Annotated in this window: 17 protein-coding genes; 11 read left to right on the forward strand and 6 right to left on the reverse strand. The window is 56.8% G+C overall.

The genetic code is table 11. The annotated features are described in order from the left end of the window. The first annotated feature begins 6 nt into the window (after positions 1 to 6). Positions 7 to 1,683: an NAD-dependent malic enzyme gene (locus ELY25_RS04940; RefSeq protein WP_126950180.1), complete on the forward strand. Its 1,677-nt coding sequence runs from the start codon at positions 7 to 9 to the stop codon at positions 1,681 to 1,683. 81 nt (positions 1,684 to 1,764) lie between these two features. On the opposite strand, the gene acnA is transcribed toward ELY25_RS04940, so the two are convergent. Next, the gene (gene acnA, locus ELY25_RS04945; RefSeq protein ID WP_126950181.1) at positions 1,765 to 4,512 is read right to left on the reverse strand and encodes an aconitate hydratase AcnA; all 2,748 of its coding nucleotides are present in this window, start codon (positions 4,510 to 4,512) and stop codon (positions 1,765 to 1,767) included. A gap of 239 nt (positions 4,513 to 4,751) precedes the next feature. On the opposite strand from acnA, the gene trxB reads away from it, so the two are divergent. Further along, positions 4,752 to 5,723, forward strand: coding sequence for a thioredoxin-disulfide reductase (trxB, locus tag ELY25_RS04950; RefSeq protein WP_126950182.1), 972 nt, complete (start codon positions 4,752 to 4,754; stop codon positions 5,721 to 5,723). A 9-nt stretch (positions 5,724 to 5,732) separates the two neighbouring features. Here trxB and ELY25_RS04955 read toward each other — a convergent pair whose 3' ends face one another. Next, positions 5,733 to 6,260 (reverse strand): GspH/FimT family pseudopilin, encoded by a 528-nt coding sequence (locus ELY25_RS04955; RefSeq protein ID WP_126950183.1) that lies wholly within the window; start codon positions 6,258 to 6,260, stop codon positions 5,733 to 5,735. Between the two features lie 102 nt (positions 6,261 to 6,362). On the opposite strand from ELY25_RS04955, the gene thiO reads away from it, so the two are divergent. Continuing rightward, positions 6,363 to 7,472 (forward strand): glycine oxidase ThiO, encoded by a 1,110-nt coding sequence (gene thiO / locus ELY25_RS04960; protein ID WP_126950184.1) that lies wholly within the window; start codon positions 6,363 to 6,365, stop codon positions 7,470 to 7,472. Between the two features lie 7 nt (positions 7,473 to 7,479). Here the strand turns inward: thiO and ELY25_RS04965 are convergent, their stop codons facing one another. Then, positions 7,480 to 7,752: a PP0621 family protein gene (locus tag ELY25_RS04965; RefSeq protein WP_126950185.1), complete on the reverse strand. Its 273-nt coding sequence runs from the start codon at positions 7,750 to 7,752 to the stop codon at positions 7,480 to 7,482. A gap of 133 nt (positions 7,753 to 7,885) precedes the next feature. Here ELY25_RS04965 and ELY25_RS04970 point away from each other — a divergent pair, with 133 nt between their 5' ends. Then, positions 7,886 to 9,520, forward strand: a complete 1,635-nt coding sequence (locus tag ELY25_RS04970) for an NAD+ synthase (RefSeq protein ID WP_126950186.1) — start codon at positions 7,886 to 7,888, stop codon at positions 9,518 to 9,520. 75 nt (positions 9,521 to 9,595) lie between these two features. On the opposite strand, the gene ELY25_RS04975 is transcribed toward ELY25_RS04970, so the two are convergent. Together ELY25_RS04975 and ELY25_RS04980 are read right to left on the reverse strand one after the other, a co-directional pair. Continuing rightward, positions 9,596 to 11,302, reverse strand: a complete 1,707-nt coding sequence (locus tag ELY25_RS04975) for a methyl-accepting chemotaxis protein (protein ID WP_126950187.1) — start codon at positions 11,300 to 11,302, stop codon at positions 9,596 to 9,598. A gap of 198 nt (positions 11,303 to 11,500) precedes the next feature. Continuing rightward, on the reverse strand, positions 11,501 to 12,307 hold the full coding sequence (locus ELY25_RS04980) for an outer membrane protein assembly factor BamD (protein WP_126950188.1): 807 nt from the start codon (positions 12,305 to 12,307) through the stop codon (positions 11,501 to 11,503). Positions 12,308 to 12,465: 158 nt separating this feature from the next. Between ELY25_RS04980 and rluD the strand changes: the two genes are divergently transcribed. The 5 genes from rluD to ilvN all read left to right on the forward strand — a co-directional run bounded on the left by rluD (position 12,466) and on the right by ilvN (position 19,568). Further along, entirely contained in the window at positions 12,466 to 13,425 is a 960-nt protein-coding gene (gene rluD / locus ELY25_RS04985; protein WP_126950189.1) for a 23S rRNA pseudouridine(1911/1915/1917) synthase RluD, read from the forward strand. Then, positions 13,422 to 14,180 carry a peptidoglycan editing factor PgeF gene (gene pgeF / locus ELY25_RS04990; protein ID WP_126950190.1) on the forward strand — a complete coding sequence of 253 codons (759 nt, stop codon included), beginning with the start codon at positions 13,422 to 13,424 and terminating at the stop codon, positions 14,178 to 14,180. Before rluD ends, pgeF begins: the two co-directional genes overlap by 4 nt. A 141-nt stretch (positions 14,181 to 14,321) precedes the next feature. Next, positions 14,322 to 16,904: an ATP-dependent chaperone ClpB gene (gene clpB / locus ELY25_RS04995; protein ID WP_126950191.1), complete on the forward strand. Its 2,583-nt coding sequence runs from the start codon at positions 14,322 to 14,324 to the stop codon at positions 16,902 to 16,904. A gap of 448 nt (positions 16,905 to 17,352) precedes the next feature. Then, positions 17,353 to 19,077 carry an acetolactate synthase 3 large subunit gene (locus tag ELY25_RS05000; protein WP_126950192.1) on the forward strand — a complete coding sequence of 575 codons (1,725 nt, stop codon included), beginning with the start codon at positions 17,353 to 17,355 and terminating at the stop codon, positions 19,075 to 19,077. After that, positions 19,077 to 19,568: an acetolactate synthase small subunit gene (gene ilvN / locus ELY25_RS05005; RefSeq protein ID WP_018918924.1), complete on the forward strand. Its 492-nt coding sequence runs from the start codon at positions 19,077 to 19,079 to the stop codon at positions 19,566 to 19,568. The genes ELY25_RS05000 and ilvN overlap by 1 nt, the downstream gene beginning before the upstream one ends. A 71-nt stretch (positions 19,569 to 19,639) precedes the next feature. Here the strand turns inward: ilvN and ilvY are convergent, their stop codons facing one another. Then, positions 19,640 to 20,527 carry an HTH-type transcriptional activator IlvY gene (ilvY, locus tag ELY25_RS05010; RefSeq protein WP_126950193.1) on the reverse strand — a complete coding sequence of 296 codons (888 nt, stop codon included), beginning with the start codon at positions 20,525 to 20,527 and terminating at the stop codon, positions 19,640 to 19,642. A gap of 185 nt (positions 20,528 to 20,712) precedes the next feature. On the opposite strand from ilvY, the gene ilvC reads away from it, so the two are divergent. Together ilvC and pssA are read left to right on the forward strand one after the other, a co-directional pair. After that, the gene (ilvC, locus tag ELY25_RS05015; protein ID WP_126950194.1) at positions 20,713 to 21,729 is read left to right on the forward strand and encodes a ketol-acid reductoisomerase; all 1,017 of its coding nucleotides are present in this window, start codon (positions 20,713 to 20,715) and stop codon (positions 21,727 to 21,729) included. Between the two features lie 173 nt (positions 21,730 to 21,902). Beyond that, the gene (pssA, locus tag ELY25_RS05020) at positions 21,903 to 22,760 is read left to right on the forward strand and encodes a CDP-diacylglycerol--serine O-phosphatidyltransferase (protein ID WP_126950195.1); all 858 of its coding nucleotides are present in this window, start codon (positions 21,903 to 21,905) and stop codon (positions 22,758 to 22,760) included. Positions 22,761 to 22,945: the final 185 nt, after the last annotated feature.

The following is a 22,945-nucleotide window of genomic DNA, read 5'->3' on the forward strand; positions in this document are numbered from 1 at the left end:
GCGCCTATGTCCACGAGTAAACGCCCCTTATATATTCCTTACGCCGGTCCCTCTTTGCTTGAAATGCCGCTATTGAACAAAGGCAGCGCGTTTACTCAAGAGGAGCGACTGGCCTTCAATCTGATTGGCCTGCTACCGCAAAATGTTGAAACTATAGATGATCAGTTAGAACGCGCTTATCGCCAGTACCAGCAGTGCCATAGCAATCTGGATCGCCATATTTATTTACGGGCTATTCAAGACGATAACGAAACGCTCTATTTCCGCTTGGTATCTGAGCATCTAGAAGAGATGCTTCCGATCATCTACACCCCGACGGTGGGCCAGGCATGTCAGGAATTTTCCAATATTTACCGCAACCACCGGGGGCTGTTCATCGGCTACCCGGACCGCGAGCATATGGACGACATCCTGCGCAGCGCTACCAAGGATAACGTCAAGGTAATCGTGGTCACTGATGGCGAGCGTATTCTAGGCCTGGGTGATCAGGGCATCGGCGGGATGGGGATCCCGATCGGTAAGCTGGCGCTTTATACCGCCTGTGGTGGTATCAGCCCCGCACATACACTGCCGATCATGATCGATGTGGGTACCAACAATCAGGCGTTGCTGGATGATCCCATGTACATGGGCTGGCGCCATAAGCGCGTGGGGCAGGAAGAGTACGATGCCTTCATGGCGGAATTCATCTCGGCGCTAAAACGCCGCTGGCCGAACGCGCTTTTGCAGTTTGAAGATTTTGCTCAGGCTAACGCGGTGCCTTTGCTTGAGCGCTACCGTAACGAGCTGTGCTGCTTCAATGACGATGTTCAGGGTACGGCGTCCGTTGTGGTGGGGACGCTTATGGCAGCCTGTCAGGCGCGTGAAGAAACCATTGCCCAGCAGCGTGTGGTGTTTGTGGGCGGTGGCTCTGCAGGTTGCGGGATTGCCGAGCAGGTAGTGGTCGCGATGGAAGCTGAAGGTCTGACGGAAAGTGAAGCGCGCTCGCGGATATTCGTTGTCGACCGCGAAGGCCTGATGACCTCAGACCAGGAGTGGCAACGCGACTTCCAGCGCCGCTTGGCACACGACCCGTCCCTGGTCGCCGATTGGAATGGTCAGGGCCTGGAAGAAACCATCGCCCAGATGAAACCTACGGTGCTGATTGGGGTGTGTGGTCAGCGCGGTATCTTTACCGAACAGGTAGTGAAAACCATGCACGCGGGCTGCGAGCACCCGGTTATCATGCCGCTTTCCAACCCCACCTCACAAGCGGAAGCGGTTCCGGAAGACGTAATTCGCTGGACCGACGGCCAGGCACTGGTAGCAACGGGCAGCCCGTTTGCCCCGGTAGTGTATAACGGCCGCACCTATCCGATTGCCCAGTGCAACAACGCTTATATTTTCCCCGGCATTGGGTTGGGCGTTATCGCCTCGAACGCTAATCGAGTAACCGATGAGATGCTGATGAGCGCCTCACGGGCGCTGGCGCGTGAAGCGCCGATTGTCAAAGAGGGCAAAGGTGCGCTATTGCCGCCACTGTCTCGGATTCGTGAAATCAGTCAGTCGATCGCCTTTGAAGTGGCGGCCACCGCTCAGCATAACGGCGTTGCCTTGACTACCAGCGGCACCAAGCTGCGCGAGGCTATCGAAAAAGCGAGCTGGTCACCTGTTTACCGTACCTACCGTCGTCGCGCCGTTTAAGTCGTCGCGTTGCTCAAATAATTAGCAGGCCAAAAAAAGCCCCCACCGGAGTGGGGGCATACAAGCATTGGTAGGTGTTACTTAGGCTGCGCCGATCATTTTGCGCAGCACGTAGTGAAGGATACCACCGTGGCGGTAGTAAGCCAGCTCATTGAGCGTATCAATTCGGCACTTGGCATCAACGGTACGTTCCTGCTCGCCGTTTTTAATCACTACCTGGACCGTTTTACCGGGGCTTAAATCGCTTAACCCGGCAATCGATATCTCTTCATCTCCGGTTAATTTCAGCGTTTCGCGCGTCTCGCCTTCAGTAAACTGTAGCGGTACCACGCCCATGCCAATCAGGTTGGAGCGGTGGATACGCTCAAAGGACTCGGCAATTACGGCGCGAACACCCAGTAGTCGCGTACCCTTGGCCGCCCAGTCGCGCGAGGAGCCGGTGCCGTACTCTTTACCGGCAATCACCACAAGCGGCGTACCTGCTTCCTGGTACTTCATCGCGGCATCATAGATCGACATCTGCTCGCCGCTTGGCACATAGCGGGTTTCGCCACCTACCACGCCGTCCAGCATTTCGTTTTTAATGCGCACGTTAGCGAAGGTACCGCGCATCATCACCTCATGGTTACCCCGGCGCGAGCCATAGGAGTTGAAGTCGACGGGCTGGACGCCATGCTCCTGCAGATAACGGCCGGCGGGGCTGTCGGGCTTGATGGAGCCTGCCGGTGAGATATGGTCAGTGGTCACCGAGTCACCCAGCATGGCCAGAATGCGCGCCTTGCGAACATCTTCAATCGCATCCGGCTCGCGACCCATTCCTTCAAAGAAGGGCGGATGCTGAATGTAGGTGGAATCCGGCCACTGGTAAACCTGGCTCTCAGAAACGTTGATTGCCTGCCAGGTCTCGTCGCCCTTGAATACCTCGCCATACTCCTTGCGGAACATCTCGGTATTGACCTGCTCAACTGCTTCGGCAATTTCCGCCTGGGAAGGCCAGATATCTTTCAGGTAGACCGGGTTGCCGCTCTCGTCCTCACCCAGTGGGTCCTTCGTCAAATCGCGCTGCACGTTACCCGCCAGCGCGTAAGCCACTACCAGGGGCGGTGACGCAAGCCAGTTGGTTTTCACCAGCGGATGCACGCGGCCTTCGAAGTTGCGGTTACCGGAAAGTACCGAAGCCACGGTCAGGTCGCCCTGATTCACGGCTTTTTCGATGGCTTCCGGCAGCGGGCCTGAATTACCGATACAGGTGGTGCAGCCATAGCCTACCAGGTTGAAGCCCAGTTCGTTCAAGTCACCGTCCAGCTTGGCGGCGGCCAGATAGTCGGTCACCACCTTGGAGCCCGGCGCCAGCGAGGTCTTCACCCAGGGCTTGGTGGTCAGGCCCTTTTCGCGCGCCTTGCGGGCCAGAAGGCCGGCGGCCATCATCACGCTGGGGTTAGAGGTGTTGGTGCACGAGGTGATCGCGGCAATCACCACGGCGCCCGGGTCAAGGCTGAAAGATTGATCACCCAGGGTGACATCCTGGCTGTCGGCATGCTTGAAATCACCTTCAAGACTGCGGTCGATACCCACTGCCGCCTGGCCACCTTCGGAGTCGAACTTGCCTTTTTCGGTAGTGGGCTGCGCCTTGGCATCCTCCTGCATGATCTTGTCGAAGGCGGCGGTCATATCTTTTAGCGCAACTCGGTCTTGCGGGCGTTTGGGGCCCGCAAGGCTTGCTTCCACTTCGGTCATGTCCAGGTGCAGGGTGTCGCTGAACACCGGTTCATCGCCCGGCTCACGCCAGAGCCCCTGGGTTTTACTATAGGCTTCTACCAAGGCAACCTGATCATCTTCACGGCCGGTCAGGCGCATGTAGTTGAGCGTTTCTTCATCCACGGGGAAGAAGCCACAGGTAGCACCATATTCCGGTGCCATGTTGGCGATCGTTGCCCGGTCGGCAAGCGGCAAATCCTTCAGGCCATCGCCGTAGAACTCGACGAACTTGCCCACCACGCCCTTCTTGCGCAGCATCTGGGTAACGGTGAGTACCAAGTCGGTCGCGGTAATGCCTTCACGAAGCTTGCCGGTCAGTTTGAAACCGATGACTTCGGGAATCAGCATGGACACCGGCTGGCCCAGCATGGCGGCTTCCGCCTCGATGCCGCCCACGCCCCAGCCCAGCACGCCCAGGCCGTTGATCATGGTGGTGTGGGAATCGGTACCTACCAGGGTGTCCGGATAGGCAAACGTGACGCCGTCTTCTTCTTTGGTCCAGACGCTTCGGCCCAGATACTCAAGGTTTACCTGGTGACAGATACCGGTGCCGGGTGGCACCACGCTAAAGTTGTTGAAGGCCTGTTGGCCCCAGCGCAGAAACTCGTAGCGTTCGCGGTTGCGCTGCATCTCGATTTCGACGTTCTCTTCAAACGCCGTGGCATTACCAAACTTGTCGACCATGACCGAATGGTCGATCACCAGGTCAACCGGGGAAAGGGGGTTGATGCGGGCCGGGTCTTCACCAAGTTTTTCCACCGCTGCGCGCATGGAAGCCAAATCCACCACGCCGGGCACGCCGGTAAAGTCCTGCATTAATACCCGGGCAGGGCGATAGCCGATCTCGCGGCTGGATTTGCCCTCTTTTTGCCAGTCGACCAGCGCTTGCATATCGGCCTGCTCAACGCTTTCGTCATCGGCGTAGCGCAACTGGTTTTCAAGTAGAATCTTGAGGGACTTGGGAAGCCGGTCGATGTTGCCAAGTGCATCGGCGGCCTTGGGAAGGCTGTAGTAGCGGTACTGCTTACTGCCTACATCAAGTGTCTGGAGTGTGTCGGGTGTGCTGCTCATGCCTTTCTCCTCTCATTGTGCGGCGTCTAACGCAACGCGACGGTCACTGTTTTCCTTTTAGTATGACCTACATAGTAGTAGTACATGCGTGTTTATAAAGGTTGTTTCAAGGTGTCTTCGCCTAATAGCGAAGGTTAACCCTTGCAATAGCTTGTACTTGGCGCCATTTCAGGCAGACTCTTGGCGACTCATATTTCGCTAGTGCGACTTTATCAGCTAGACATTTACAAGGTGGTGTCATGGAAACACGTCATGAACGTTTGATTATTCTGGGTTCCGGCCCTGCGGGATACACAGCGGCCGTTTACGCAGCGCGGGCCAACTTGAAGCCGCTGTTGATTACCGGAATGCAAGCGGGTGGTCAGCTAACCACCACGACAGACGTTGATAACTGGCCAGGCGATGCCGAGGGTGTACAGGGCCCTGAGCTGATGGAGCGCATGAAAGCCCACGCTGAACGCTTCAACACCGAAGTGCTGTTTGACCATATCAACGAGGTCAGCCTGCGGGAAAAGCCTTTTACCCTAAAAGGCGACAGCGCGACCTATACCTGTGACGCGCTGATCGTGGCCACCGGCGCCAGCGCCCGCTATCTTGGCCTGCCCACCGAGCAGCAGTTCATGGGCCAGGGCGTTTCGGCCTGTGCTACCTGCGATGGATTCTTCTATCGTAACCAGGAAGTCGTTGTGGTCGGGGGCGGTAACACAGCGGTGGAAGAAGCGCTGTATCTCTCCAATATCGCGTCCAAGGTAACGCTGGTTCACCGTCGCGATTCGCTGCGCGCCGAAAAGATCCTGCAGGACAGGCTGTTTGAAAAAGTGGCCGCGGGCACCATGGCGCTTGAGTGGTTTCAGGAAATCGACGAGGTGCTGGGCGATAACACAGGTGTCACCGGCGTGCGCCTGAAATCAACGCTTGATGGCAGCACCAAGGAGCTGCACGCCCCGGGTCTGTTTATCGCCATCGGCCATAGCCCCAATACAGGGATCTTTGAAGGCCAGCTGGCCATGAACGATGGCTACATCAAGGTGAACTCCGGACTTGAAGGCAACGCCACCGCGACCAGCGTGCCCGGCGTGTTTGCCTGCGGCGACGTGATGGATCATATCTATCGCCAGGCGATTACCTCGGCAGGCAGCGGTTGCATGGCCGCGCTGGACGCCGAGCGCTACCTGGACGGCATCGCCTGGCCTGAGGATTCAACCGAGTAATCCCAGCCGCTAGCAGCCTGACTGCGCTTCTTCCACCCGTGCTCGGCCCAGGGTGCTGAGCACCAGGCTGGCGCCTTGGGCGTCAGCCTGATGTCTGGCCGGGCAGATCGAAAATGTGCTGTTGAACCCCGTGGCGTGGCCAAGTGGGGTGTACCTGATCCGGTCATGGCCATTCTTGGCAACGCTCACCCCGGCGGTGGCCGGAAACACCCGCACTACCTCGCTTTGCTCAATGCCGCGTAGCTTGTCGGCACTCACCAGCATCAGCTCGCCGCTCCAATCGTTTGCACAGGCCGTGCGGTCCCGGTTGGCCGGGCACAGGGTGATGGGTGCGCGATGAGTAATCGCGGTGCTGCGCGCCAGCGAAAGCGCTGACTGCAGCCGGTTTATCTCGCTGGTTATCGCGGTGCGCTCGCCCAGCGCATTGAAGCTGGGCACGCCCCAGGCGGCCAGTACGCCAATGAGCACCAGCACCACAAGCAGTTCCAGCAGGGTGAAGCCTGGCGCTGGGCATCTGACGATAGAGGGGTAGGGCATCACATTCTCCCGGTCGCTTGACCTGTCCATTCTCCTCGCTATGCTCTTTGTCCGACTCCGGCCGTGTGCCGGCCATCAAGCCAGCCAGAGCAGGCAATCTGAGTGAGCGATTTTCTAATTATTGGCGGCGGTGTTATCGGTATGATGACCGCGCTGCAGTTAGCCGATGCCGGGCAGCAGGTTACCCTTGTTGAGCGTGGCACCTGCGGGAAAGAGGCCTCCTGGGCGGGTGGGGGCATTGTATCACCGCTTTATCCGTGGCGTTACGCGCCGCCTATTTCGCAGCTATCGCGCTGGTCGGAAGGCGCCTATCCCACACTTGCGCTGCGACTGCTTGAAGAAACGGGCATCGATCCCGAGTACCGCCAGAAAGGGCTTTTGTACCTGAATGTGGATGACGAGGAAAGCGCACTTGGCTGGGCGCGTCAGATGGGCAAGCCGCTGGTGCGCGTAGGTGCTGACTTCGTTCATCAGAAGGAGCCTGATGTCGCCATTGCCCATGAAAACGCGCTATGGATGCCCACGCTTGGCAGTGTACGCAACCCGCGCTTGGGGCAGGCGCTGCGGGCCAGGCTCTTGGCCATGCCCACGGTTACGCTTCGTGAGCAGTGTGAGGTTCATGGCTTTGTAAAGCGCGAAGACGCCGTCACCGGCGTGAACACATCCCAAGGGATGCTTTTGGCCGCGCAGCTTGTTGTTTGCGGCGGCGCCTGGACAGCTGGGCTTCTGGCCTCGCTGGATGTGCGTGTGCCGGTGCGCCCGGTGAAAGGGCAGATGATTGCCTATCAGGCGCCGCCTGGACTGGTGCAGCGTGTCGTCTTGAAAGATGGCCGCTACGTTATTCCCAGAGGCGATGGTTTGTTGCTGGTAGGCTCGACGCTTGAAGAGACCGGGTTCGATAAAACCACCGATGAGGAGGCGTTGGCCTCTTTAAAGCACAGTGCAGAACGTATCGTGCCCGCCCTTAAAGAGTGCCCGGTTGCTTACCACTGGGCGGGCCTGCGACCGGGTTCGCCGGAAGGCCTTCCGTTTATCGGTGCACTGCCAGGAGTGCCCAACGTGTTTATCAACGCGGGGCACTACCGCAACGGTCTGGTGCTGGCGCCAGCCTCTACCCATCTGCTGGCAGACCAATTGCTTAATCGGGAGCCGTTGATAGACCCCACGCCGTTCTGGCCTACGCCTGAACGGCTGGGGCCTTCAAACAGGTAAGCCAGGCCTAGGCACCACCGTTTTTATCCGCTTGTTCCTGAACAAAACGGTCACGATGAGCGCTGGAACAGAACCACTGTTCGTGGTCACGCAGCGCTTCACTTTCCGGTACGTGAACATCGCACCAGCGGCAGCGCACCATCTGACCGCCGTCGTGGCGGTTTAACGCCTCGTGTTCGGCGTCGCGGGCTAGCTTGTGCTGGCGGTACATGCCGTAAAGCTTTAAACCTGCGTAAAACACCACGGCAAAAATAATCAGGCGAATGATCAAAAGGTTCATCCTTGTAGACCCTCCGGTACGGAGATGAAAGCGGTCAATGCGTGTGCGGGCTTTGCCAGCAGGCGGCCCTTGCGGGACAATGCATCGATGCAGTTAACAATATTCTAAAGATTCTCAAGAGATTTTAACGCCCATGCAAGATTTAACGCTGGTAATGGCCCAACTTGATCCGCTTGTCGGAGATATTCCCGGCAATGCGGCGCGTGCTATTGAAGCCGTGCGCGAAGCGCGCATTGAGCATGGGGCGGATATCGTTATCTTCCCTGAGCTCTTTTTATCAGGATATCCGCCGGAAGATTTATTGCTACGTGCCTCCATGGAAACGCGGCTACGCGAAGCGCGGGCGAAAATGGCCGAAAAGATCGCTCGTGATGTCCTGGTGATCATCGGCTATCCGGGCGTGCGCGAAGGCAAGCGCTATAACTTGGCAGGCGTGTTGTACAACGGCCAGTGGGAAGCGGAATACGCCAAGCAGGCGCTGCCCAACTATCAGGTGTTTGATGAGCAGCGCTACTTCACACCGGGCACCGAGCCGCTGGTTTACGAGCATAAGGGCGCCCGGCTTGGGCTTCTGATTTGTGAAGACCTGTGGGAAGGCGCGCCGGTTAAAGCGGCAAAGGCGGCCGGTGCCGAAGTGCTGATCAGCCTCAATGCGTCGCCCTATCATCAAGATAAACCCGGCGAGCGCCTGCGTCTTCTGGAGCTGCGCGCCTTGGAAGTTGATCGCCCGATTGTGTATGTGAACACCATTGGCGGGCAGGATGAGCTGGTGTTTGACGGCGGCTCCAAATGCGTGGATGCAAAAGGACAGCTCAAGGTACTGGCGCCATACTGGCAGGTGGGTTTGATGCCGGTACAGCTACTCCAAACCAGCGCGACCGTTTGGGAGCCGCAGGACGGCGAGATCGAGCCGGATGTAGAGCCTGAAGAGAGTCTCTACTGTGCGCTGGTCACCGGCGTGCGCGATTACGTCAACAAGAGCGGCTTTGAAGGCGTCGTACTGGGGCTTTCCGGGGGAATCGATTCCGCCCTTTCCCTGGCGATTGCCGTGGATGCCCTGGGTCCGCAGCGCGTTCAGGCGGTGATGATGCCGTATCACTATACCGCCGATATCTCAAAGCAGGATGCCGCCCAGCAGGCTGAAATGCTGGGTGTGCACTACGAGGTCATGCCCATTGAACCTCTGGTTGATGCGTTTATGGGCACCTTGGCAGAAAGCTTTGCCGGCACTGAGCGTGACACTACCGAAGAGAATCTTCAGTCGCGCTGCCGCGGTGTGCTGCTGATGGCGCTTTCCAATAAGAAGGGCCTGATGGTGCTGACTACCGGCAACAAGAGCGAAATGGCGGTAGGTTACGCTACGCTCTACGGCGATATGGTAGGCGGCTACAACCCCCTCAAGGACGTTTACAAGACCTGGGTGTACCGGCTCGCCCGCTGGCGCAATACGCAGTCGCCAGCGATTCCCGAGCGAGTAATCGAGCGCCCGCCCAGTGCCGAACTGGCGCCCGGCCAGCAGGACAGCGACTCGTTGCCTGATTACGACGTGCTCGACGCTATCCTGTTGAGCTATATCGAAGGCGATATGAGCGCTGAGGCGATTATTGCTGCCGGTTTTGATGCTGAAGACGTCTACAAGGTGGTCAAACTGGTTGACCGCTGCGAATACAAACGCCGTCAGGCGCCGGTAGGTGTGCGGGTTACCCCACGTGGCTTCGGACGCGACCGGCGCTACCCGATCGTCAACGGGTGGCAGCCGGGCGATTAAATGTGGTGCCATACCCAACGCAAAAGGCTCCTGATGTCAGGAGCCTTTTTTTGTTTGCCGCGGTGTAGGTAGGCGTTAGAAGCTTTCCCACTCAGGCTCCGGCTGGTGCTGGGTAGCGCTTGTCGCCCTTGAGCGGGCCTTGGGGCTAGCGAGAGCGGGTGTCATGTTGTGTGCGGGCACCCGTGGGGCGCCTTGAACAGCCTGAGGTAATTTAAATGCTTCCATCATCTGTAGCAGGTGACGGGCATTTTCGCGCAGGTTAGTGGCGGATTTGGCGCTTTGTCCCACCAACGCGGCGTTTTGCTGGGTCGCCTGATCCATTTCGGTAACCGCCTGGCCGACTTCCTGCACGCCGGCGCTCTGTTCGGCGCTAGCATGGCTGATCTCCTGCATGATGGTGGTCACGCGATCAATGGCCGCTACGATCTCTTCGGTGGACTTGCTTGCCTCTTCGGCACGCTGATTGCCATGCTTGACGCGGTCCAAATTGCTGGCGATCAATTGGTTGATTTCGCGAGCGGCTTCCGCGCTGCGCTGGGCAAGCTTGCGCACCTCTTCGGCTACCACGGCAAAGCCTCGGCCATGTTCGCCTGCCCGGGCCGCCTCAACGGAGGCGTTGAGCGCCAGAATGTTCGTCTGGAAGGCAATGGAGTCAATGGTCGAGGTAATGCCCGCAATTTCCTGGGAGCTCTGGTTCAGCTCATTCATGGTACCCACCACCTGATGCACTGCTTCACCGCCTTTGGTGGCAAGCTGTGAAGCGCTTTGTGCTTCTCGACTCGCCTGCACCGAATTATCCGCGTTGAGTTTTACCGTGCTGTTGAGCTCTTCCATGGCGGAGGCGGTTTCCGCGAGGGAACTGGCCTGCTGCTCCGTGCGCGATGACAGGTCATTGTTACCTTCGGCGATCTGCTCGCTATTGGCCGCCACGGCTTCAGCCGAAGCGCGTACCTGAGTAACAATGCTTTGCAACTGTTGGGCCATGGCTACCTGAGAGGCCATGATGCTACGGGTATCGCCTTTTTTAAGCTGGCCCTGGGTGGTCAGCTCGCCCCGCCCAACGGCCTCGGCAAAGGCTTTGACCTCATGGGGTTCGGCGCCTAGCTCGCGCAGCAGCTGTCGGGAGAGAAACATCGCGATCAAGCCACCCACCAGCAGCGCAAATAGCGTCAAGCCCAGCATCAGCATTTGAAAGCCCGACGCGGTTGCACGCGCCTCTGACGTGCTGACATCGTTGAGCCGGGCCTGCATGTCGATAAACTGATTGATACGGTTTAACCACTCGCTATAGGCAGGCCCTGCCTGGTCAAGCATTAACGAGCGTTCGGCCTCATCAGTGCCTGCATCATGGGCGTCAATTACCTGCTGGGTCAGGCTGCGGGTAATCACGGCCTGGCGTTCAATCATATCAAGCAGGCTCACCTGCTCGGGCGTGGTCGAGTATTGGTTGATAACCGCCTGCATGCCGGTCGTGGCGGTTTGGTAATCGGTCTGCAGGCGCTGAATGTCGGCACGTAGGGCGCTCTGGCGGCCATTGTCAGTCGTCATGACAATATCGCGCAGGGCAATGGCGCGATCATGCACGCTGCCACGCATGTCGACGGCAAAACGCTGCTTGGCGCCGTTGATATCGTTGATAGCGGTAAGCCCGCGGTTGATCTGATTGACCTGATAAATACCGATAGCCGTGAGCGCTATCAGCAGTGCCAATATGATGGAAAAGGCAAGTATCAAGCGCGTGCTTATCTTGGCGCCTGCAAAACGGACGTTTAACGTGAGCATGATCAGTTCCTTGAATGCCGGGGCGGCGCTTTTATTAGGGTGTGAGAATACTAATACGATCTTTGTTTCTTGTACAACTATTGATTAATTATTTTTATGCAGAGTTTTTAAACAAAAAAACCACGCCAAAGCGTGGTTTTATTCTGATTGGCAGCGCCGTTGCAAAGCCAGAGCGTTACTCAAACTGAGGTAGTGGTATCAGTCGAGATGCTTGGGCACAAAACGGCCGCCTCTAAGCTGTTCATGATCAGGCGCATTTTCACGCAGTACGGCCAACACCTCACCCGCTCGGTCATCCATGCCCAAGCCTTGATAACCTTCAATCATGGTGGCCAAGGCATCACGGGTAGCACTGGATTCGGGGTAGTGTTCCACTACCCAGCGGCCACGTTCGACAGCCGCGAGGTAAGCGCCCCGGCGCAGGTAGTAGTCCGCAACATGAAGTTCATGGCGGGCCAGCAGATCGCGCAGATAGACGATGCGTTGCTGGGCATCCGGCGCATAGTCGCTCTGGGGGAAGCGTTGGATCAGCTCGCGGAAGTCATTGTAGGCATCCCGTGAGGCGCCCAGGTCGCGCTTGGAAATATCGATCAAGCGCAGGCGCTCAAGGCTGAAACGGCCTGCCTGCCAGGCGGAAAGGCCGCGTAGGTAGTAGGCGTAATCAGCTTGCGGATGGTCAGGATGCAGGCGAATAAACCGGCTGGCTGCTGCCCGTGCTTCTTCCCAATCGCTGTTTTCGTAGTAAGCGTAGATAAGCTCCAGCTGTGCCTGCTCGGCGTGAGGGCCAAACGGGTAGCGCGTATCCAGCGCTTCAAGACGCTCAATTGCAATCGGATAGCGGTTGCTGTCTAGCGCAGCGCGCGCCAGCTCGTAAAGTTCACGCTCCTGTACCCCGGAAAACTCGTCTTCGTCTTCAGGAGCTGTGTCGTTACTGGCGCAGCCTGCCAAAAGGGCAAGGCTCAACGCAAGGGCACCAAAGCGGTTGGCAGCAGAAAAAACGCGCATCATCATCCTCGTTGCAAACAAGCCTCAATCACCGAAAAGCGACGATGGCCATAAGTAGAAATGGTAGAATAGGTCGCAGTTAGCCCACTATAAATCACCTCGACGCAAAACGCAGGCCTAGTCGCGTATTGCCGGGTGTCGTCAAAGGAAGTTACGTCATGCCCCGGATAGTTGAAGCCATGCAACGTGTGCCAGCAACGCTTGCAGGCGCGCGGTTGGACCAAGCAGCTGCGGAGTTGTTCAGTGATTACTCTCGCGAGCGACTAAAAGCATGGATCAACGCCGGCGAACTGACCGTGGACGGCGCGAAAGTGAAACCCAAAGCGAAGCTGCATGGCGATGAAGTGCTTGAGCTAAAAGCCACCATTGAAGAAGACCTGCGTTTTGAAGCCCAGGATATACCGCTGGATATCGTCTTTGAGGACGATGCGGTGATGGTAATCAACAAGCCCACCAACATGGTGGTGCATCCGGCGGCAGGTAACCCGGACGGCACTCTGCTCAACGCGCTGCTTCATCATCATCCGGCGCTGGCCGAGGTGCCCCGGGCAGGTATTGTTCACCGTCTGGACAAGGATACGACGGGGCTGATGATGGTAGCCAAGACCATTCCGGCACAAACAGTGCTGGTTGAGCAGCTTCAGGCGCGCAGCGTCTCGCGCCAGTACGATGCGGTGGTGATCGGTAAGCCTGTTTCGGGCAGCACTATTGATGCGCCAATAGGCCGCCATCCCAAGGACCGTAAACGCCAGGCGGTGACGGCTTCAGGCAAGCCTGCCGTTACTCACTTCCGGGTGGTCGAGCGTTTTCGCGCGCACACCCACGTGCGCTGCCAGCTGGAAACCGGGCGTACCCATCAGATTCGTGTGCATATGGCCCATGCCCGCTACCCGCTGATTGGTGACCCGCTTTACAGCGGGCGCGCCAAGCTGCCGCCAGGTGCGGCCGGGCCGCTCAAGGAGATTCTGCGTGAATTCCCACGCCAGGCACTGCATGCCCGCAAACTGAGCTTTGTGCATCCGGTGAGCGGCGAAACGCTGACATTCCATGCCGACTTGCCTGATGATCTACTAATGTTGTTGGATTATCTGCGTGAAGACAACGAGACCATGCAATGAGTGATGCCATCGATTTACGGCCGACGCTTCTGATTCCTGACTGGCCTGCGCCCAAAAGCGTACGCGCCTTTGTCACCACACGCGAGACCGGCCCCAGTCAGGATAATTTTGCCGCCTTCAATCCGGCTTCCCATGTGGGTGACAACCTCGAGCACGTCACACTCTGCCGCCGTCTGATGCAAAAGGAGGTAGGTGACGAACGCCCGCTGCTATGGCTTAACCAGACCCATGGGGCGCGGGTGCAGCAAGGTTATCAGGCGGATGCGCCAGAGGCGGACGCCGCCATCGCCACTTCCGCCGACTACGCCTGCGTAGTGCTGACTGCCGACTGCCTACCGGTAATGTTCTGTAACCGCGCGGGTACCCAGGTAGCCGTGGCCCATGCTGGCTGGCGCGGTCTGGCGGGTGGGGTGCTGGAAGCGACTGTGGCGGCCATGAATACTGAACCCGACGATATTCTCGTATGGCTCGGCCCGGCGATCTCCAACGCTCAGTTCGAAGTGGGGCCTGAGGTATATGGTGCCTTTGTTGCCGTACACCCGGATACCGCCGAGGCGTTTGACCATAGCCCTTATCGGATGGGCCATTATATGGCTGACCTTTACCGGCTGGCGCGGTTTCGCCTGGAAGCATTGGGAATTGAGCATATTAGCGGTGGGCACTTTTGCACTGCCTGCGAGTCGCGTTTTTACTCCTACCGCCGTGATGGCGGCAAGACAGGACGCATGGCCAGCGTGATCTGGATCAACAATTAGCCTGGTAGGGTGCATTGCCTCTTGAAAACGGCGGAACTGACGCCATTTAACTTGTCAAGCTAATCGTGATTAGCACGATAAATGACAGGTTATTGGGCCACGCCGTGCGTCCGAACGCAGGGCTACCCCAGGAGGAGCGCTATGCGTTTTGATAAGTTTACTGCCAAGCTTCAGGCGGCCATCGCCGAAGCCCAGTCGCTGGCCGTGGGCCGCGGCCATAATCAGTTGGAACCCTCTCATCTTCTGCTTGCCCTGCTTGATACTCGGGATACGGGCATCAAAGCCTTGATTGAAAAGGCCGAAGGCAGCAGCACGCGCTTGCGTGAAGGCTTGTTGCAGCAGCTTGACAATCTGCCTAAAGTCAGCCAGTTCGATGGCGAAGTGCAGCCATCGCGCGATTTCATCAAGCTTTTCAACCTGACCGACCGGGAAGCGCAAAAGCGCGGCGATCAGTTTGTCGCCAGTGAGCTTGTACTACTGGCTGCGCTTGAAATGAACGGCGCTGTAAGCAAACTGCTGAAAGACGTAGGTCTTAGCCGTAAAAGCCTTGAAGCTGCCATCAACAGCCTGCGCGGCGGCGCAAGCGTAGATGATGCCAACGCCGAAGACCAGCGTGAAGCACTCAACAAGTACACCCTTGATTTAACCCAGCGAGCGCTGGACGGGAAACTGGACCCGGTGATCGGCCGTGACGATGAGATCCGTCGCACCATTCAGGTGCTTCAGCGCCGGACCAAGAACAACCCCGTGTTGATTGGCGAGCCCGGGGTGGGTAAAACCGCCATCGTGGAGGGCCTTGCCCAGCGTATTGTGAACGGTGAAGTGCCCGAAGGGTTGAAAGAGAAGCGTGTGCTTTCACTGGATATGGGATCGCTGTTGGCGGGGGCCAAATTCCGCGGTGAGTTTGAGGAACGCCTGAAAGCAGTGCTCAAGGAACTCTCCCAGGAGGAGGGTCGGGTCATCCTGTTCATTGATGAACTGCATACTATGGTGGGCGCGGGCAAGGCCGAAGGCGCCATGGATGCGGGCAATATGTTGAAACCCGCGCTGGCGCGCGGCGAGCTGCACTGCGTGGGCGCCACCACGCTGGATGAGTACCGCAAATATATCGAAAAAGATGCCGCTCTTGAACGCCGCTTCCAGAAAGTGCTGGTTGATGAGCCGACCGAAGAGGATACCGTGGCGATTCTACGCGGCCTGAAAGAGCGCTATGAAGTTCACCATGGAGTGGACATCACCGACTCCGCGATTATTGCCGCGGCGAAGCTCTCTACCCGCTATATCACTGATCGGCAATTGCCCGATAAGGCAATCGACCTGATTGATGAAGCGGCCTCGCGGATTCGTATGGAGCTTGATTCCAAGCCTGAGGCGATGGACCGCCTTGATCGCCGCCTGATCCAGCTCAAGATGGAGCGGGAAGCGCTCAAGAAGGAGACTGACGAGGCGACCAAGAAACGTCTTGAAGCGCTCAATAATCAGATTCACGAGCTTGAGCGCGAGTATGCCGACCTGGATGAGATATGGAAGGCAGAAAAGGCCAGTATCCAGGGCTCGGCGCAGTTCAAGGCGGAGCTTGAGCAGGCTCGTATCGATCTGGAACAGGCGCGCCGCCAGGGCGATCTGGGTCGCATGTCGGAAATCCAGTACGGCAAGATTCCCGAGCTTGAAAAGAAAATCGCTGAAAGCGGTGAGGGCGAGACAGATACTACCAGCCATCAGCTGTTGCGCTCTAACGTCACCGAAGAGGAGATCGCCGAGGTCGTCTCGCGCTGGACCGGTATTCCGGTATCCAAGATGCTGGAAGGCGAGCGCGATAAGCTTCTACGTATGGAAGAGGCATTGCACGAGCGGGTGATTGGTCAGCATGAAGCGGTTGAAGCGGTAGCCAATGCCGTGCGTCGTTCGCGTGCGGGGTTATCCGACCCCAACCGGCCCAACGGCTCGTTCCTGTTCTTGGGGCCAACTGGGGTGGGCAAGACCGAGCTTTGCAAGTCGCTGGCCAATTTCCTGTTTGATACCGAGGAAGCCATGGTGCGTATCGATATGTCGGAGTTCATGGAGAAGCACTCCGTGGCGCGATTGATCGGTGCACCTCCCGGCTACGTGGGCTATGAAGAGGGCGGCTACTTAACCGAGGCCGTACGGCGTAAGCCTTATTCAGTGCTGCTGCTGGATGAGGTGGAAAAGGCTCACCCGGATGTGTTCAACATCCTGCTTCAGGTGCTGGAGGATGGTCGGTTGACCGATGGTCAGGGCCGCACGGTAGATTTTCGCAATACCGTGATCGTGATGACCTCCAACATGGGCTCGGATATCATTCAGCGCATGGGGGGTGACGATAACGATTATGAAACCATGAAAACTATGGTCATGGAGGTAGTGGGTAACCACTTCCGCCCGGAGCTGATCAACCGGATTGACGAAGTGGTGGTCTTCCACGCGCTGGGCCAAGAGCAGATTCAGGCGATTGCCGGTATCCAGCTGGAGCGTCTGAAGGCGCGTTTGGCTGAGCATAGTTTAAGTCTTGAAGTCAGCGACGATGCCATGGCGCAACTCGCGGTGGTGGGCTTTGATCCCGTGTACGGGGCACGTCCGCTCAAGCGAGCGATTCAAAGCCGCATCGAAAACCCCTTGGCGCAGGATTTGCTGGCCGGTAAGTTCTTGCCGGGCGATACCATCCATATCAGCGCAGAAGAGGGCAAGCTTGTCTTCAATGCGTAAGCTATTCTGACATATGCCCCGCTTGGCCTGGCCAGCGGGGCTTTTTTTGCGCTTATGCCTATGCTTTGCCCATTCATGGGGTATTGAAGGTTGACATGTTTGGATGCTAATGGAATCTTAACGGTTCCTGATTTGCGGGCGCGGACCTGACGGGTAACCCCTTTTTCCCGCGCGATGGGTAGGCGATAGCCTTTACCCGCCGAAGGACTTCCGGGTTTGGGCTAACCGCTCAACCTGGCCAACGCCCCGACGCGGCAATCCGCCGCGATAGAGAGCGGCTGATTTATATCGATATTAATTGGCGCTTTCAGAGAGTGCAGGCCCTAACCGGGCCGTATGCCAGGGTTTGGCATCAGGTGCCGGCATGGACCGGCAGCGGCATACCGCCGCACTCGACACCGCAGGATGTCCTGCGGATCGCACTCGAGACCTCTAGGGGAGAAATACAGTGGAACTGCTTTCCGGCGCAGACATGATTGCCCGCTTCTTAAAAGATGAGGGCGTTGAGTACATTTATGGTTATCCCGGCGGTGCGGCGTTGCATATTTATGATGCGCTGTTCCGCCAAGACAGCGTGAAGCATATTCTTGTGCGTCACGAGCAGGCAGCCACTCACGCAGCCGATGGTTACGCCCGTGCTTCGGGTAAACCCGGCGTGGTGCTGGTTACCTCGGGGCCCGGTGCTACCAATGCTGTTACCGGTATTGCTACCGCGTACATGGATTCGATTCCCATGGTGGTGCTATGTGGCCAGGTAGCGAGCCATCTGATCGGTGAAGACGCCTTCCAGGAAACCGATATCGTGGGCGTCACTCGCCCGATCGTGAAGCATAGCTTCTCGATTCGCCACCCGTCTGAAATTCCAGAAGTGCTTAAAAAGGCATTTTACCTTGCCTCGACGGGGCGCCCTGGTCCGGTGGTGGTGGATATTCCCAAGGATATGACCGCGCCCACCGAGCGTTACGAGTACATTTACCCGAAAAAGGTCAAGCTGCGCTCGTATAACCCGGTGACACGTGGCCATACCGGGCAGATCAAGAAAGCCGTCGAGCTAATGCTCAAAGCCAAGCGCCCGGTATTTTATACCGGTGGTGGTGTGGTGACCGGCAAGGCCAGCGAAGGTTTAACAGACCTGGTTAAACGGCTGGGCTTCCCGATTACCACCACGCTGATGGGCATTGGTGCGTATCCGCAAAGTGATCGTCAAAGCCTTGGCTGGCTAGGCATGCATGGCTCCTATGAGTCGAATATGGCCATGCACCACGCTGATTTGATTATCGCCATTGGCGCCCGCTTCGATGACCGAGTCACCAACAACACGTCGAAGTTTTGCCCTACGGCAAAAATTATTCATGTCGACGTTGATCCTAGCTCGATCTCCAAAACCGTGCGTGCCGATGTGCCTATCGTAGGGCCTGCCGACAGCGTTATTAGCGAGATGATCAGTCTGGTTCAGGGCCATCCTATTGCTCACCCCGAAGCGCTTGCTGAGTGGTGGGAAAAGATAGATGGCTGGCGCGCTGACCGCCATGGCAAGCTCTATGAGCCGTCCAAACAGGGTGAGATGTTAAAGTCTCAAGAAGTGGTTGAAGCCCTATGCCGGGTAACGCGTGGTGAGGCTTATGTGACGACCGATGTGGGCCAGCACCAGATGTTCGCAGCCCAGTACTACAAGTTTGATAAGCCCAACCGTCTGATCACCTCGGGCGGACTTGGCACCATGGGCTTTGGTTTCCCGGCGGCGATGGGTATCAAACAAAACTTCCCGGATGACGATGTGGTCTGTGTTACCGGTGAAGGCAGCTTCCAGATGATGATGCAGGAACTCTCCACCTGTAAGCAGTACGGCGTGGGCGTCAAAATCCTCAATCTGAACAATGCCTCGCTAGGCATGGTGCGCCAGTGGCAGGACTTGAACTATAAGTCGCGCCATGCGCACTCTTATATGGAGTCGCTGCCTGACTTCCATATGCTGATTGAGGCTTACGGGTTTACCGCGATTACCGTCACTACCCAGGACGAGCTTGAACCGGCGCTTGAGCGTGCGTTTGCCGACAAGCACGAACTGGTATTCCTTGACGTGAAGGTGGATCCTTTTGAGCACGTCTATCCGATGCAGGTGCCGCTTGGCTCCATGCGCGACATGCTGCTGTCTAAAACGGAGCGTACCTGATGCGACATATCATCTCGATTCTGTTGGAAAACGAACCGGGTGCCCTGTCACGTGTGGTCGGCCTGTTTTCTCAGCGCAATTTCAACATTGAAACGCTTAACGTAGCACCTACTGAAGACCCGTCGCTTTCGCGGTTGACGGTGACCACGGTAGGGGATGACCGAGTGATCGAGCAGATTACCAAGCATCTTAATAAGCTGATCGATGTGGTGAAGCTTGTCGACCTGACCGAAGGTAATCACATTGAGCGCGAGCTGATGCTGGTGAAGGTCAAAGCACTGGGGGCTGCACGCGATGAAGTAAAACGCACCGTGGATATCTTCCGCGCGCAGATCGTCGACGTGACGCCGAGTCTTTATACCGTTCAGATTACCGGCGACGCCGCCAAACTGGATGCTTTTCTGCAGGCCATGGCGCCCGTGGGCATTCTTGAAGTCGCGCGTACAGGGGTGTCCGGTATTGCACGTGGTGACAAGGTGCTGTCGCTTTAAGGCATTGGGTAAAGGCACTTCCGGTTAGACCTTAAAGCACCGCCTTCTTACAGGCGGTGCTTTTTTAGGTATTAACGCTCACTTATAGCGGCCCAGAGCGCTTCAATAATCGGATTTTTCAGGCGTCGGTTGAGAACGCACAGGCCCACATCGTAGTGAGGCAGTTCAGGTTTGACGTTCAGCACCCTGACGCGATTGGCCAGCGGGCTGTTATCCAGCACAATCTTGGGCACTACACCCACGCCGAAGCTCAATCCCACCATGCTGACGATGGCTTCGTGACCGGCCACCTGGGCATAGATTCGTGGCGTAACGCCCATCGCTTTAAACCACGTGTTGGCGTATTCCCGCGATAACCCCGCTTCTGAAAGTATCATGGGAACCTGCTGCCACTGAGCAGCCGTTGAGCTTTCCGGGGTGGCGGGCAACCAGTCGCATGGCTCGTTAGGCGCGATAAACACCAGCGGGGAGCGGGTTAATGATTTAAACGCCAGTGCACTGGGCGGAATGCGCGGACGTGGCGTAATAGCCATATCATCGTCGCCATCTACGACTCTTTTCATCGCATCGGCCGGGTCGCCGGTATGCAGTTTTAACTCAATGCCTGGATGGCGGGTGCGGACATCGCTCAATAGTTCATACAGGAAGCTATAGCTTGCCGTCACCGAGCAGTAAATGCTGATCTCGCCGCTTAACTGGGTAGCTGCGCTGGCAAGCGTGCGTTTAGTCATTTCCCAGTGCTCTAACGTTTCCCGCGCATAGCGCTGAAAGCTGAGACCTTGGGGCGTCAACGTGACATGCCGGTTATCGCGCTCAAACAGGCTCGTGGCAAGCTCGTTTTCCAACTGCTGGATAGAGCGGCTAAGCGTAGACGGGCTAACATGGCTAAGCTCGCTGGCGCGGCCAAAGTGTAGCGTGTCGGAGAGCGTCACAAAGTGCTTGAGTAAGCGAAAGTCCATATCATAGCCGTCGTTTCAATATGTGAAATAGTGTATTGCAAATATAGCGTTTTACGCAAAGTGGCGGTTGGCGTAGAGTGACTCCAACGCCTTACCTAGCGCTGCACAAGACGGCGCAGGTGGCCATCAGCGCTGACACGCTTTAATCACGATTTAACTCAATAACGAATTTCTGGAGTCTCGCCATGCGCGTTTATTACGATAAAGATTGTGACCTGTCCCTGATCCAAGCCAAGAAAGTAACCATTGTTGGTTACGGCTCGCAGGGCCATGCCCACGCGAACAACCTGAAAGAATCAGGTGTGGACGTCACCGTTGCACTGCGCAAAGGCTCCTCTTCAGCGGCTAAAGCTGAAACGGCTGGCCTGAAAGTGGCAAGCGTTGTTGATGCCTGCAAAACCGCTGACGTGGTAATGATTCTGGCGCCGGATGAAAACCAGAAAGCTATCTACGAGCAGGAGATCGAGCCGAACCTGAAAGAGGGCGCCACCCTTGCCTTCGCCCATGGCTTCAACATTCACTACAACCAGATCGAACCGCGTAAAGATCTCGACGTGATCATGATCGCGCCGAAAGCGCCGGGTCACACTGTACGTTCTGAGTTTGTTAAAGGCGGCGGTATTCCTGACCTGATCGCTATCCATCAGGATGCGTCTGGTAACGCAAAAGAGTTGGCGCTTTCTTACGCAGCCGGCGTCGGCGGTGGTCGTAGCGGTATTATCGAAACCACTTTCAAAGATGAAACCGAAACCGATCTGTTCGGCGAGCAGGCGGTACTGTGCGGTGGCGCGGTTGAACTGGTCAAGGCCGGTTTTGAAACCTTGACCGAAGCCGGCTATGCGCCTGAAATGGCTTACTTCGAGTGTCTGCATGAGCTCAAGCTGATTGTTGACCTGATGTACGAGGGCGGTATCGCCAACATGAACTACTCCATCTCCAACAATGCGGAGTATGGCGAGTACGTGACGGGCCCTGAAGTGATCAACGATGAATCACGTGCGGCCATGCGCAATGCGCTCAAGCGTATTCAAACCGGTGAATACGCCAAAATGTTCATTCAGGAAGGTAACACCAACTATCCTTCCATGACGGCGCGTCGTCGTCTGAATGCCGAACATGAAATTGAGCAGGTAGGTGCCAAGCTGCGCGGCATGATGCCGTGGATTGCGGCTAACCAGCTGGTCGATAAGTCCAAGAACTAAGTAATAAGTGAGCTGACTGAACGGGGTGCGCTTAGGCGCACCCCGTTTTGTTTACAGGCGCCACCAACCGACTCTTGTCACTTCCTGATGTAATTGGCTGGCTGAGTAAGGCTCACCGTGTAGAATGAAAGTGTTCACTATTTATGTGATTTCATATCAAACGGATGACATCTATGACTCAGGACGCTCGCGATCAAGAGCACGCCACAGCTCCCTTGCCGGAAACTCAGGATGACCACAGCCATGTGGGCAACGAGGATCTGGCTGCTGCTTTCTTACGTGATACAGAAGTCGTCGAAGAAGCTCTGGAGGATGGTAAGAAGATTCGGCGTAAGGGGATTTACCTGCTGCCCAATCTGTTTACAACGTCTGCTTTATTCTCGGGTTTCTTTGCCGTCGTGGCGGGTATCAACGGCGAATTTACGTCTGCTGCCGTCGCTATCTTTATTGCCATGGTGCTGGACGGCCTGGATGGCCGAGTTGCGCGCATGACTAACACCCAGAGCGCTTTTGGTGCCGAGTACGATAGTCTGGCCGATATGATTTCCTTTGGCATGGCGCCGGCGCTGGTGGCGTTTACCTGGATACTGCAGGATATCGGCAAGACCGGTTGGGTCGTGGCGTTTTTGTACGTCGCCTGCGCTGCACTTCGCTTGGCGCGATTCAATGTACAGATCGGCAGCACAGACAAGAAATGGTTTATTGGTCTGCCTAGCCCTTCGGCGGCAGCGGTAGTTGCGGCCAGTGTATGGACCTTCCATAGCTTCGATGCCGATGCGTTTGGCTTCAAGCTGTTGATGTTGGTGGTCGTGGCGGCAGCAGGCATTCTGATGGTCAGCAATATCCGTTACTACAGCTTTAAAGATCTCGACTTCAAAAAGCCTGTCCCCTTTGTCGTGTTACTGGCCGTTGTGCTGGGATTTGTCATGATCTCGGTTGAGCCGTCTGTAATGCTACTCTTACTGTTTGGTGCCTATGTGCTTTCAGGTCCTGTTTATGCGGTAATGCGCAAAGCCAGACCGAAGAGCTGAAACTTTTTCGGTCTATTTTTAAAAAGGCCTTGCCAAGCCGGCAGCGAATCCGTAAAGTACGCATCCGCTGCCGGGGACGCCAAGCGTTACCAGCGGTGAATGAAGGTGAAAACCTTCGGATTATCAAGCGGTTGGATGTTTTGGATGTCGCACGTTTCACATCGAAAACAACGCCCTTGACAATC

The organism is Vreelandella populi, from assembly GCF_003989825.1.
Taxonomy (GTDB): domain Bacteria; phylum Pseudomonadota; class Gammaproteobacteria; order Pseudomonadales; family Halomonadaceae; genus Vreelandella; species Vreelandella populi.

Coding starts and splice junctions, on each gene's coding strand:
- trxB (WP_126950182.1), top strand. CDS start 4,752: ATGGAAACACGTCATGAACGTTTGATTATTCTGGGTTCCGGCCCTGCG.
- rluD (WP_126950189.1), top strand. CDS start 12,466: ATGCCCCGGATAGTTGAAGCCATGCAACGTGTGCCAGCAACGCTTGCA.
- ELY25_RS04965 (WP_126950185.1), bottom strand. CDS start 7,752: ATGAACCTTTTGATCATTCGCCTGATTATTTTTGCCGTGGTGTTTTAC.
- clpB (WP_126950191.1), top strand. CDS start 14,322: ATGCGTTTTGATAAGTTTACTGCCAAGCTTCAGGCGGCCATCGCCGAA.
- ELY25_RS04955 (WP_126950183.1), bottom strand. CDS start 6,260: ATGCCCTACCCCTCTATCGTCAGATGCCCAGCGCCAGGCTTCACCCTG.
- ilvN (WP_018918924.1), top strand. CDS start 19,077: ATGCGACATATCATCTCGATTCTGTTGGAAAACGAACCGGGTGCCCTG.
- ELY25_RS04970 (WP_126950186.1), top strand. CDS start 7,886: ATGCAAGATTTAACGCTGGTAATGGCCCAACTTGATCCGCTTGTCGGA.
- ELY25_RS04980 (WP_126950188.1), bottom strand. CDS start 12,307: ATGCGCGTTTTTTCTGCTGCCAACCGCTTTGGTGCCCTTGCGTTGAGC.
- acnA (WP_126950181.1), bottom strand. CDS start 4,512: ATGAGCAGCACACCCGACACACTCCAGACACTTGATGTAGGCAGTAAG.
- pgeF (WP_126950190.1), top strand. CDS start 13,422: ATGAGTGATGCCATCGATTTACGGCCGACGCTTCTGATTCCTGACTGG.
- ilvY (WP_126950193.1), bottom strand. CDS start 20,527: ATGGACTTTCGCTTACTCAAGCACTTTGTGACGCTCTCCGACACGCTA.
- ELY25_RS04940 (WP_126950180.1), top strand. CDS start 7: ATGTCCACGAGTAAACGCCCCTTATATATTCCTTACGCCGGTCCCTCT.
- pssA (WP_126950195.1), top strand. CDS start 21,903: ATGACTCAGGACGCTCGCGATCAAGAGCACGCCACAGCTCCCTTGCCG.
- ilvC (WP_126950194.1), top strand. CDS start 20,713: ATGCGCGTTTATTACGATAAAGATTGTGACCTGTCCCTGATCCAAGCC.
- ELY25_RS04975 (WP_126950187.1), bottom strand. CDS start 11,302: ATGCTCACGTTAAACGTCCGTTTTGCAGGCGCCAAGATAAGCACGCGC.